This is a genomic window from Lacrimispora indolis DSM 755, from assembly GCF_000526995.1.
Lineage (GTDB): Bacteria > Bacillota > Clostridia > Lachnospirales > Lachnospiraceae > Lacrimispora > Lacrimispora indolis.
The window spans coordinates 3,956,930-3,968,975 of sequence record NZ_AZUI01000001.1; the positions used below are offsets into that span (position 1 = coordinate 3,956,930).

General features: G+C 45.7%; 13 protein-coding genes. 11 read left to right on the top strand and 2 right to left on the bottom strand.

Annotated elements, in window-relative coordinates:
- Positions 1-18: 18 nt before the first annotated feature.
- The 7 genes from K401_RS0118930 (at position 19) to K401_RS0118965 (ending at position 7,414) form a co-directional block, all read left to right on the top strand.
- A complete protein-coding gene (locus K401_RS0118930) occupies positions 19-2,091 on the top strand; it encodes a ribonucleoside triphosphate reductase (RefSeq protein ID WP_024294430.1) in 2,073 nt (690 codons plus the stop codon).
- A gap of 380 nt (positions 2,092-2,471) precedes the next feature.
- Positions 2,472-3,284 carry a gluconate 5-dehydrogenase gene (locus K401_RS0118935; RefSeq protein ID WP_024294431.1) on the top strand — a complete coding sequence of 271 codons (813 nt, stop codon included), beginning with the start codon at positions 2,472-2,474 and terminating at the stop codon, positions 3,282-3,284.
- A gap of 136 nt (positions 3,285-3,420) precedes the next feature.
- Entirely contained in the window at positions 3,421-4,122 is a 702-nt protein-coding gene (locus K401_RS0118940; protein WP_024294432.1) for a GntR family transcriptional regulator, read from the top strand.
- A gap of 2 nt (positions 4,123-4,124) precedes the next feature.
- Positions 4,125-4,919, top strand: a complete 795-nt coding sequence (locus K401_RS0118945) for a carbohydrate-binding protein (protein ID WP_024294433.1) — start codon at positions 4,125-4,127, stop codon at positions 4,917-4,919.
- Positions 4,920-5,077: 158 nt separating this feature from the next.
- On the top strand, positions 5,078-6,013 hold the full coding sequence (locus K401_RS0118955; protein WP_024294434.1) for a type I phosphomannose isomerase catalytic subunit: 936 nt from the start codon (positions 5,078-5,080) through the stop codon (positions 6,011-6,013).
- 17 nt (positions 6,014-6,030) lie between these two features.
- Entirely contained in the window at positions 6,031-6,909 is an 879-nt protein-coding gene (locus K401_RS0118960; protein ID WP_024294435.1) for an ROK family protein, read from the top strand.
- Positions 6,910-7,015: 106 nt separating this feature from the next.
- Entirely contained in the window at positions 7,016-7,414 is a 399-nt protein-coding gene (locus tag K401_RS0118965; RefSeq protein WP_024294436.1) for a hypothetical protein, read from the top strand.
- Between the two features lie 129 nt (positions 7,415-7,543).
- On the opposite strand, the gene K401_RS33250 is transcribed toward K401_RS0118965, so the two are convergent.
- Positions 7,544-7,693, bottom strand: coding sequence for a hypothetical protein (locus K401_RS33250; RefSeq protein WP_024294437.1), 150 nt, complete (start codon positions 7,691-7,693; stop codon positions 7,544-7,546).
- Positions 7,694-7,804: 111 nt separating this feature from the next.
- Between K401_RS33250 and K401_RS33255 the strand changes: the two genes are divergently transcribed.
- The gene (locus K401_RS33255) at positions 7,805-7,957 is read left to right on the top strand and encodes a hypothetical protein (protein WP_166435285.1); all 153 of its coding nucleotides are present in this window, start codon (positions 7,805-7,807) and stop codon (positions 7,955-7,957) included.
- A gap of 447 nt (positions 7,958-8,404) precedes the next feature.
- Here the strand turns inward: K401_RS33255 and K401_RS31965 are convergent, their stop codons facing one another.
- A complete protein-coding gene (locus K401_RS31965) occupies positions 8,405-9,208 on the bottom strand; it encodes a helix-turn-helix domain-containing protein (RefSeq protein ID WP_024294438.1) in 804 nt (267 codons plus the stop codon).
- 160 nt (positions 9,209-9,368) lie between these two features.
- On the opposite strand from K401_RS31965, the gene K401_RS0118985 reads away from it, so the two are divergent.
- Genes K401_RS0118985 through K401_RS0118995 form a run of 3 tightly spaced genes read left to right on the top strand, consistent with a single transcriptional unit; the run spans position 9,369 to position 12,011 of the window.
- The gene (locus K401_RS0118985) at positions 9,369-10,322 is read left to right on the top strand and encodes an ABC transporter permease (protein ID WP_024294439.1); all 954 of its coding nucleotides are present in this window, start codon (positions 9,369-9,371) and stop codon (positions 10,320-10,322) included.
- Positions 10,309-11,259 (top strand): iron chelate uptake ABC transporter family permease subunit, encoded by a 951-nt coding sequence (locus K401_RS0118990; protein WP_024294440.1) that lies wholly within the window; start codon positions 10,309-10,311, stop codon positions 11,257-11,259. The genes K401_RS0118985 and K401_RS0118990 overlap by 14 nt, the downstream gene beginning before the upstream one ends.
- Positions 11,256-12,011: an iron ABC transporter ATP-binding protein gene (locus tag K401_RS0118995; RefSeq protein WP_024294441.1), complete on the top strand. Its 756-nt coding sequence runs from the start codon at positions 11,256-11,258 to the stop codon at positions 12,009-12,011. Before K401_RS0118990 ends, K401_RS0118995 begins: the two co-directional genes overlap by 4 nt.
- The last annotated feature ends 35 nt before the right edge of the window (positions 12,012-12,046 follow it).

The following is a 12,046-nucleotide window of genomic DNA, read 5'->3' on the forward strand; positions in this document are numbered from 1 at the left end:
TAAAGGAGAAGGACTGACATGCTAAAGGTTATAAAAAGGGATGGGGCAGAGGCCGGCTTTGATTTATCTAAGGTGAAGGAAGCCATGAAAAAGGCGTTTACGGCAACCGGAAAGTATTATACGGAAAGTATTGTGGAACTCCTGGCCTTAAGGGTTGCCTCTGATTTTAAAGATAAGGTAAAGGAAGACCAGGTGGCTGTGGAGGATATTCAGGACAGCGTGGAGAAGATTCTGGAAGAGACCGGATATACGGATGTGGCAAAAGCGTATATCCTTTACCGGAAGCAAAGAGAAAAGATCAGAAGACTGGGAGCCACCACTCTGGATTATAAGGATGTGGTGGACAACTATGTGAAGGTAGAGGACTGGCACGTAAAGGAAAATTCCACGGTGACCTATTCCGTGGGAGGCCTGATCCTTAACAATTCCGGAGCGGTGACGGCAAATTACTGGCTTTCTGAAATTTACGACAAAGAGATCGCAGATGCTTATAACCGGGGGGATATCCACATCCATGATCTATCCATGCTGACGGGATACAGCTGCGGCTGGTCTTTAAAAAGGCTTTTGTTAGACGGGCTTGGAGGAATTACGGGAAAGATTACGGCCTCTCCTGCAAAGCATCTGGCCACCCTGTGCAACCAAATGGTTAATTTTCTGGGGATCATGCAGAATGAATGGGCTGCTTCCCAGTCCTTCTCATCCTTTGATACATACCTGGCACCTTTTGTAAGGGCCGACGGTCTTTCCTATGACAAGGTGAAAAAGTGCATGGAAGCTTTTGTATTCGGTGTGAACACGCCCAGCCGGTGGGGGACCCAGGCGCCCTTTTCCCACATTTCCCTGGATTTAACAATTCCAAAGGATATGAAGGATGAAAGGGCCATTGTGGGCGGCCGGCGGATGGACTTTACTTATGGGGACTGTCAGGCTGAAATGGATATGATCAACCGGGCATTTTTAGAGACCATGATGGCAGGAGATGCAGGAGGAATGGGATTTCAATACCCCATTCCTGTTTATGGACTGTCTGAGGATTTTGACTGGTCAGATACAGAAAACAACCGCCTTTTGTTCACTCTGGCCTCTCATTACGGAACGCCTTACTTTTCCAACTATATCAGGGGCGGCCAGGTGCCGGGGGATGTGCGGATCTCCTATCAGGGTGTGACCCCGGATCTTACGAAGCTGCGCAGAAAGGCCGGAGGCTTCTTTGGATATGGGGAGAATACCGGGTCCATTGGCGTGGTCACCATAAATCTTTCACGGATCGGCTATTTGTCATCTGATGAGCGGAATTTTTACCAGCGTCTGGATCAGGCGGCGGATATTGCGGCCAGATCCTTAAAGATCAAACGGGATGTGATCTGCCGGCTTTTAAAGAATGGGCTTTATCCCTATACGGCCTGTTATCTGGAAAGCCTGGAAAACCATTTTTCTTCCATTGGCCTTATCGGAATGAATGAGGCAGGACTTAACGCCGCCTGGCTGAAGGCTGGAATGGAGTCGCAAAAGACTAGAGACTTTGCGGCTGGTGTGCTGAACCACTTAAGGGAGAAGCTGCTGGGTTATCAGCAGGAATACGGAAGTCTGTACTGTCTGGAGGCAACCCCGGCGGAATCGGCAGCCTATCGTCTGGCAATGATCGACAAAAATGAGTTTCCGGAGATCAGAACAGGGGGAAAAGAAGGGGATGTCCCTTATTACACCAACAGTACCAAGCTTTCCTCTGATTTTGGAGGAACGCTTTCAGAAGCTCTTGAAAACCAGAATGCGGTTCAGCCGATTTATACGGCAGGCACTGTATTTTCCGTTTACATGGGTAAGGAAGAGGAGGACTGGAGAAAGATCCGGGACTCTTTAAGAAAGATGGCGGAAAATTATTGCATACCATATTTCACCTTTACACCGGTCTATTCCATCTGTCAGACCTGCGGCTATCTTTCCGGAGAACAGGAAATATGCCCGGTCTGCGGTAAGCAGACAGACGTTTACAGCAGGATTGCCGGATATTACCGCCCCGTACATGACTGGAATGAAGGAAAGATCCAGGAATTCAAAAACCGGAAAATGATGACTCTGGAAGACTGAGGTCAAAAGCCGGTATCAATCATAAACAAAATTGCATGATAAAAATCCCGGTATTCCTTGCGGAAGCCGGGATTTTTCATTTGTGCGGGCAATGAGTTTTCAGACATGCCCTAAGAAAAATTAACGAAACGTGTTCTGTTCAGTTTGCAGAAAAGGAACCCAGACTGTTCTTTTTTACAGGCGGCTGTTCCTTGGAAAATTATAGATAAATAAAATGAGCATTGTTTGTTAATTATGTACATTGAAAAAAGAAATTGGATATGTTAGCATATATACAAGGTGCTAGATTTGTATACAAATTTTATAGTTTGAATACAGTTCAAAACACAAGTATCATGAGATAACTGACCCCCAAAAAATAAGCAAAGGAGAGATTGAACATGAATAAGGATTACTTAGCAAATCAGTTTTCCCTTGACGGAAAAATTGCATTAATCACAGGCGCTTCCTATGGCATTGGCTTTGCCATTGCAAAAGGTCTTGCAGCAGCAGGCGCAACCATTGTTTTCAATGATATCAAACAGGAATTAGTGGATAAGGGAATTGCCGCTTACAAGGAAGAAGGAATTGAAGCTCATGGTTACGTATGTGACGTTACCAGTGAAGAGGGCGTAAACGCCATGGCAGCTCAGATCGAGAAGGAGGTCGGAGTGATCGACATCCTGGTAAACAATGCCGGCATTATCAAGCGTATTCCCATGTGCGATATGACAGCTGAGCAGTTCAGACAGGTAATTGACGTTGACTTGAACGCTCCGTTTATCGTAGCCAAGGCAGTGATCCCGTCCATGATCAAAAAGGGTCACGGAAAGATCATCAATATCTGCTCCATGATGTCTGAGCTTGGCCGCGAGACCGTATCCGCATATGCTGCAGCAAAGGGCGGACTTAAGATGCTGACCAAGAACATTGCATCTGAGTACGGCGAATTCAACATTCAGTGCAACGGCATTGGACCTGGTTACATCGCCACTCCTCAGACCGCACCTCTGCGTGAGACTCAGGCAGACGGTTCCAGACATCCCTTTGACCAGTTCATTATTTCCAAGACTCCTGCAGGACGATGGGGAGAAGCAGAGGACCTGGCAGGCCCGGCCGTGTTCCTTTCCTCAGACGCTTCCAACTTTGTCAACGGACATATTCTGTACGTGGATGGCGGTATTTTAGCTTACATCGGCAAGCAGCCCCAGTAATAATCAGATTTCAATAATCAGGCAGGCCCTTTGCATGGGCAGGTCCTGATGTTAAAATATGACCATGATGTCCGCTCTCAGGGCGGAGGTCATGGCATATTTTAACGGATCTAATATAGAGGAGGTCGAGGGTTCAATGGAAGGAAAGACCAAAACCTATAAAAACCGCGGTGAACTGGTGTTTGAAACCTTAAAGCAGGAGATTCTGGACCTGGAATTAAAGCCCGGACAGATCATCAGCGAAAATGAAATCTGTGAACGGTTCGGCGTGTCCCGGACGCCTGTGAGGGAAGCGGTAAGACGGCTTCAGGAGCAGGGCTTTGTCAATTCGGTGCCCTATTCCGGTACACAGGTAACGCTTTTGAATCTGGATAATATTAAACAGATGATATACATGCGTGTTGCTGTGGAAACCATGGTCATGCGGGATTTTATGGATATGGTAACTCCTCTCTGGATGGAGGAAGTCCGGTACATGATCCGCAAGCAGCAGGCTCTGATTCAGGAAAAAGGGTTTGAACCGGAGCAGTTTTACCGCATGGATGCCCAGATGCACGCCATTTGGTATCAGGCTACCGGAAAGAAAAAGCTTTGGGATATGATACAGGCTCAGCAGTTACATTATACAAGGTTCCGTATGCTGGATTTTGTAACTGAAACGGATTTTACAAGGATCATCAGAGAGCATACCGAGCTTTTTGATCTGCTGGAGAAGAAGGACATCCAGGGTCTGGAGCGGTCTCTCAGAGAACATCTGTATTACAGCATGAAGCGCATGAAGTATCAGATAGAAGTAGAATATAAAGATTATTTTGAACAGGAAGAGCAGGAGGACTGATCATGGCGAATGTATCAATAGCTGTAAGAAACCAGAATGGCGGGGTGAAGGCTTCCGCGTTGAGTGAGGATCAGGCAATTCTGGTGTTTGAAGGAGAATACGAAGAAGGCGATGTCATTGTTTTTACAACAGACAAGCCAGGAGCTCATTATTCGGTGCGCATCGATGACTGTATGGATGAGTCATTTGTTTATCTGACAAAGGAAGAAATCGTTTATACCATACCCTTTGGGGAGAAAAAGATCTCATATAACCCCCAAGCCTTTACAGGCGGGCGTCATTATCTGGCCATTCGGGTGGCTTTTGACTATGAAACAGGCATTTACCGGAACTTAGCAAAGAATGTCATGGACCAGCACGGGGATACGGGCTGTTTCCCTCACGCCTTTGCCAATGTGGAAACCAGGGGCGAAGCGGTATTTGCGGCCCGCAATGCCATTGACGGCGTTCTCGCCAACGAATCCCACGGTGCCTGGCCTTATGAATCCTGGGGAATAAACCGTCAGGATGATGCGGAAATGACCCTGGATTTTGGACGTCCCGTGGATTTTGATAAAATTGCCTTATACACACGTGCAGATTTCCCTCATGACAACTGGTGGGTAAAAGCCAGATTTACATTTTCTGACGGAACCCAGGAGGTGGTGGAAATGGAAAAGAGCGTAAAGCCTCATCTGTTCACAATGGAAAAAAAGAATATCACATGGCTGAAATTAAGTGATCTGATAAAGGCAGATGATCCATCTCCATTTCCGGCTCTTACCCAGATTGAGGTATACGGAAAAGATTCACAGTAAGAAGGAAAAAGTGTCAGAATGAATCCGGATAACGGACATTCCGGCACTTTTTTCTGTTTCCCCCATTTTTGAGAAAAAGTAGAAATACCTCTTTTCCTTTTTCCTATATTCAGGTAAAATATAGGCAGTGGTCATAAATCACTACATAAGGAGGAAAACTGATGGAACTTTTGTTTCTGGAGCCTGTGTTTATGGAGGCCATCTGGGGCGGAACCAGACTTCGGGATGTATTCGGCTATGAGATACCAAGCGATACCACCGGAGAATGCTGGGCAATCAGCGCCCACAAGAACGGGGAATGTAAGATTGCGGGAGGAATATATGACGGCAGGAGGCTTAGCAGCCTGTGGAAAGAGGAACCGGAGCTGTTTGGGAATTATCCGGGAGATCAGTTCCCCCTTCTGGTTAAAATCATTGATGCAAGAGCTGATTTAAGCATTCAGGTTCATCCCGATGACAGCTATGCGAAGCTTCATGAAAACGGCTCTCTTGGAAAAACAGAGTGCTGGTATATTCTGGACTGTGAGCCGGGAACTGAAATTGCGGTGGGCCATCATGCCAGGGATCGGGAAGAAATGGAATCCATGATAAGGGATCACCGGTGGAAGGAATTTATCCGGACTGTTCCAATCAAAAAAGGAGACTTTTTTCAAATCAATCCTGGCTGTGTTCATGCCATCAAGGCCGGAACCCTGGTACTTGAGACACAACAAAGCAGTGATATTACGTACCGGGTCTATGATTATGACCGTTTGTCCGACGGAAAACCAAGGCAGCTTCATGTGGAAGAGAGCATTGCCAACATAAAGGCGCCTTTTGAGGAAGAACAGATTGATCCGGAAACAGAGAAAATACCAGGTGCAGTGCACACCCATTTGGTGACCTGCCAGTTTTATTCAGTGGATAAATATGATATTGAGGGTGTGTTTACAAAGGAGTTTGGGAAATATTTTGCCAATGTGAGCGTGATAAGCGGAAAAGGTTCCGTAAACGGGATTCCTTTGGAGGCAGGGCAGCATTTCATCGTGCCGTCAAAAAGCGGAGAGTGCAGATTTGAGGGAAAGATGTCTATCATCTGTTCCAACCCAGAATAAAGAGGAGGCAAAAGGATATGAGACTTGGAGCATTAGAGGCAGGCGGAACAAAGATGGTTTGTGCCATAGGAAATGAAAACGGGGAAATTTTTGAACGCGTTTCCATTCCCACTGAAACGCCCGAAATCACCATGCCAAAGCTGATCGGGTACTTTAAGGATAAAGAAATAGAAGGGCTGGGAATCGGCTGCTTTGGCCCTATAGACTTAAACAGGAACTCAGAGACTTATGGATACATCACCACCACCCCCAAGCTTGCGTGGGCCAATTATAACATTGTGGGAGTTTTGAAAGAAGCCCTTAAGATTCCGGTCGGATTTGACACGGATGTGAATGGGTCTGCTCTGGGAGAGGCCACCTGGGGTATTACGAAAGGCCTTGAAAACAGCATGTATATTACCATTGGAACCGGTGTGGGAGCAGGGATCATTTCCAACGGAAAACTGCTTCACGGCATGCTGCACCCGGAGGGAGGACATTTGCTGCTGTCCAAGCATCCGGACGACAGCTATGAAGGGAAATGTCCTTATCACAGGACATGCCTGGAAGGCCTTGCTTCCGGTCCTGCCATTGAAGCGCGGTGGGGGAAAAAGGGCATAGAGCTGGCCGGTCAGAAGGAAGTATGGGAATTAGAGGCATATTACATCGCTCAGGCTCTGGTGGATTACATTATGGTTCTTTCTCCTCAGCGCATTATTCTGGGGGGAGGTGTAATGCATCAGGAACATATGATGCCCTTGGTGAGAGAAGAAGTGAAGCGTCAGTTGGCCGGATATATCAGGACAAAAGAACTTGAGGATATGGAACATTATATCGTTCTTCCCAGTTTAAATGATAATCAGGGCATTATGGGAGCTTTAAAACTGGCGGTTAACGAGTGCCAACTGGAAAAATAGAGGAAGTTTGCCATTTTTCTCCTAGTGAAATTCCATTTCCTGTATGTTATTATACATTTTGTAACAGAAATGTAATAATTATGTAACAAATAAGGAGGATATTACCATGAGGAAATTACCAGTATTCGTTTTAGCAGCAGCAACCGTATTGACCGTAGCAGGTGTACCTATGACCGCGCAGGCAGCAACCTGCCCGACGTCAACAAGTAATTACACGAACCTTTCAAATTGCTTTGGACAGTCTGGAGATATTAACAGCATTTTAAGCAAGCTCGGCTGTAACACCAACGGTAATAGCTGCAGCAACGGTACAACCTGTACCAATGGCTCTAACTGCACCACCGGGTCTACCTGCACAAAGGGTGCTTCCTGTTCCGGCAGTAACTGCTCCACCGGCAAGAACAGCTGCTCCACCGGCAAAAACAGCAGCTCCTGTTCCAAGACCAAAGCTGCAGCCACAAACAGCGGCCGTCAGTGTAAGTCCTCCTATAACTACTGGAGATAATTATTTTTACGTTTATTAATGGGTCGGATCGCTTGTGTCCGGCCCTCTTTCTATGTAAGTGGTTTAAGATATGGCATCAAAAAAACAGTCATAAGGCCGGTTTCGGCTTGTGACTGTTTTTTAGGAGAATCATTTACTTCCTTCGCTTACAATTTCCTCCAAAACATGGATCAAATCGTAAATGGTGTTAATTTGTACGTTTCGCTCCAGGATCTCATTTTTTAAGTCGATGGAAAGAGTCTCGAATTTTGCCTGGACTGCGGGAGCTATATATGACATGTTCATCACCTCAATTTTATAATGCGCAGCTATGGAATGGATTATGCGTGAAAAAGGCGTTTTCACATAAATCTTATGTTGTCAGGCAATACTATGGGTGAGGTGATGGAAATGGAAAAGAATAGCCGGGAAAAGCTTTCCCAGAAAAACTCAAATGAAATGTTTCACGGCACGTCAGAAAAAGGCAAACCGGAAAATCAGAATCAGACCCATAATTCCCGCCGGGAAGGTATGGGACCGAATACAAAAAGAAAATCGGATTAATTCTTTAAAGGGGTGGAAACCAAGATGCCATGGATTCCCCCCCTTTGAGGTTTCATATTTATGATCGGGCAGTTTTACAGGACTTCTCATCGAAAGTACAGGAAAAGAAGAGACATAAATCAAAATGAGTTATCTATCTTTGGTAAGGCGGCGGCTGAGAGTTGTCAACGCTTCTTTCCGCTGCTTCTTTGATAAGTCGTTCTGTAATAATAATATATGTAATTAGGCGAATTCTGTGAACAAGCTGAAGGGATAGGCGGAAGCAGAGCAAAGGAGAACTTCCGCCCGAATGATGTCACATATATAATAACGGAAAAAAATCACTTTTGTGACGCAGATGAAAGAACTTTTATTAATTTTTTTTTAAAAAAATTATGCTTTTGGCTCATTATGGCCGGAAAACAAGCTTCCCATCGCTGTTTTCGGAACACTGCTGATGCCACCGGTCTAGATTGCCAGGGAAGTTTGGGAATTATCATAAATCTGGCAAAAGCACTCCCGGTATTCCTGGGGTGTTTTACCGCAGACATTTTTAAAGACACGGTTAAAATAGCTCTGGCTGGAGAATCCTACGGCCAGAGCTATTTCCAGCATGGAGTAGGTCTGATCACATAACAGGACCTGGCTGCGTTCCACGCGAAGCCGGTTGATGTATTGTGAAAAAGAGCAACCCATTTCCCTTTTAAATAAACGGCATAAATAGGATGGGTTTAAGTTTAAATAATCAGCGGCTTCCTGTAAGGTCACGCTGCCCCAGAGCTGATTTTTTATAAACTCAATGCAGCGGTAAATCTGATAGGAATTCCCTTGCTTTGTTTGAAACTCCAGATCCTGCTTTAGATGTTTTTGGGAGATCATCCGGAGCAGAGATATTAAATGCGGCACCACTTCAGCAGGTTTTAAGGGAAATAAGGGGTCGCCGCTATTCTGTATATAGGGTCCGAAAACAAATGTGCCAAGCTCCGGCATTGCAGGGTCTATATAGCAGGCCGTAAAGGACAGCTCAGCCTTTGATGTGCCCATGATGGGGCATGGGCACATATCGCATTGCAGGGTAATATGATCCTGGTCCATGCCGGAATGAAGCAATTCGCAGGCCCTATATACCGTTTTGCGCCACAAGGGGTAACAGCACAGGCGGTTGGTGGGGCCGGCACATATCATAAGACAGTTTTCAAACCGGTCAAATGCCCGTACTGCCAGATTGGTGCAGGCATTAAATTCTTCTAAAATTCTCTTAATGGTATCCATGTTTCCTCCGTATTTACATTTCAAGGTCAATATTGTGAAAGATAGGTCAATATTGTACAAGCAAAAATGCTCTGAATCAGTATACTACAATAGTTAGCTAAAACTAACTTATACTTACTATTATAGTTATGAACGCGAAAGTGTCAAGACTGGGGATTCAATGAAAAAATTTGTTTACATACTTGCGATTATTATTTTAGGCCTTATCTCTCTTTTTATCGGTGTAAAAGATATTACAATACAAAGCCTGTTTACCGAGGCAGACCAAATGAAAATCATGCTTGTGAGCCGTATTCCCAGGCTGATCAGCATTTTGGTAGCCGGGATGGGCATGGCCGTATCAGGGGTGATCATGCAGATGCTGGCATCCAACCGCTACATTTCCCCTTCAACAGGCTCCACGACAGAGTGGGCAAAATTAGGCGTGCTGATAGCCGTTTTACTATTTCCTGGTGCGGCCCCTGGTGTTAAAATGCTGATTGCTTTTGGCTCCGCTTTTCTGGGAACCATGCTTTTTTTAAAGCTTCTTCAGGCGATTAAGCTGCGGGATGCTGCATTGATTCCCCTTGTGGGAATACTCTTTGGAAATGTGGTAGGGGCGGTCACAACCTTTATCGCTTACCGCCATGACTTAATTCAAAACATAACCTCATGGATGCAAGGGAGTTTTACAATGGTGCTGCGGGGACGGTATGAGCTTTTATATCTGGGACTTCCTTTTCTGGTATTGGCAATGTTTTACGCCAGCCGTTTTACCGTGGTAGCCATGGGAAAAGACATTTCCGGCAATCTGGGGATTTCCTATTTTACAACCGTGCAGGTAGGGCTGTCCATCGTAGCGGTCATGACCTCGGTTGTTGTGGTGACGGTTGGGGCAATCCCCTTTATCGGCATTGTTATACCAAACATTGTAAGGCTTTATTATGGTGACAACCTGCGCAAAAGTATTGTTGATATTGCTTTGTTAGGCGGTCTGTTTTTGCTGGCCTGCGATATCATTTCCCGCCTGATCATCTTTCCTTTTGAAATACCCATCAGCGTAACGGTAGGTATTATCGGCTGCGGGCTGTTTCTGGCCCTGCTTGCAGGAAGGAGGGTTTATGAAGCTGCGTAAGATTTTGTTTTTGCTTTTTCTATTGACGTTTGTGGTTTCGCTCTTATACGTTGTCTGGGGCTTGAATCCGGATAATGCCGGCTATAATGTTCCAAGACGGCTGGTTAAGCTGGCGGCCATTTTTGTAACAGGAGCTGCCATCGGTTATTCTACCATTGTATTCCAGACCGTGGTGGGAAACCGTATCCTGACTCCTGCCATCATGGGACTGGACAGTTTGTATCTTTTTGTACAGACACTGGTCGTATTTATCATGGGAGCCAAACAGCTTGCCGTAATGTCCAAAATAACAGACTTTTTCATCTCAGTCTGTATCATGGCGGGCTTTAGCCTGCTGCTTTACAGATTCGTATTTAAAAGGGAGAACACCCGTCTGTTTGTTATCATTTTCATCGGTATGATGTTAGGCAGCTTATTTTCCAGTCTTGCCACTTTTATGCAGGTCATCATTGATCCCAATGAATTTATGATTGTCCAGGCAAGGATGTTTGCAAGCTTTAACAATGTGAATACGTCCCTTCTGGGGATTGCTACCGTTCTTATGGCTTGTACAGCGGCCTTGGGCTTCCATAAGATCCACCGGCTGGATGTGATGTCATTGGGCCAGGACATTGCGGTGGGGCTTGGTGTGGACTATCAGAGTTCTGTCAAAAAGTACTTGCTGATTGTGTCCGTCATGATTGCTGTTTCCACTGCATTAGTAGGACCTATTACTTTTTTGGGCCTGCTTGCCGCCAATCTTGCCAGACAAATGCTTGCCACCTATAAACACAGCATTTTAATTCCTGCCGCAGTTCTGGTTGCAGGAGCGGCCCTGGTGGGAGGACAGTTTATGGCAGAACGGGTCTTTGCACTGAGCACGCCCATCAGCGTCATCATCAATTTTATCGGCGGCATCTATTTTATTATTCTTTTGATTCGGGAGGGACGCATGTGATTGTTGCAAAAAATATAGGAAAACGTTATGGTGAAAAACAGGTTCTGACCGGTATTGACACAGTCATTCAAAAGAATGCCGTTACAACCTTAATCGGCGCAAATGGAGCAGGGAAGAGTACGCTGCTTTCCGTAATTTCCCGTCTGATGCCGGGAGAAGGGGAAATCAGCATTGACGGAAAGTCCATATCCTCCTTTAAAAGCAGTGAACTTGCAAAAAAGCTGTCCACCTTGCGTCAGACAAACCATGTGGGTGTAAGGCTCACCGTGAGGGAACTGGTATCCTTCGGCAGATATCCTCATTCTCAGGCAAAGCTCACCAATATGGACCGGCAGCTTGTGGAACAAGCAATCGGTTACATGGAAATGGAGCGCTATGGGGATACGTTTATTGATCAGCTTTCCGGCGGCGAGCGCCAGCGTGCGTTTATCGCCATGGTCATTGCCCAGGATACAGAGTATATTCTTCTGGATGAACCCCTTAACAATCTGGATATGAAGCATTCTGTTCAGATCATGCGGCTTTTGCGCACCCTTGTGGATGAGCATGGAAAAACAGTGGTGCTGGTGCTACACGATATCAATTTTGCGGCGGCTTATTCGGATTACATTATCTCATTAAAGGATGGCAGGCTTTTGAAAAACGGAACAGCAAAGGAGGTGATTACCCCGGAGGAATTAAACAAAGTTTACGACATGGATTTTACCATCCATGAGGTAGACGGTATGCGCTTATGCGCATATTTCAAATAGTTGCATTGGCCGTTAGGGCTGATCAAATAAAATGT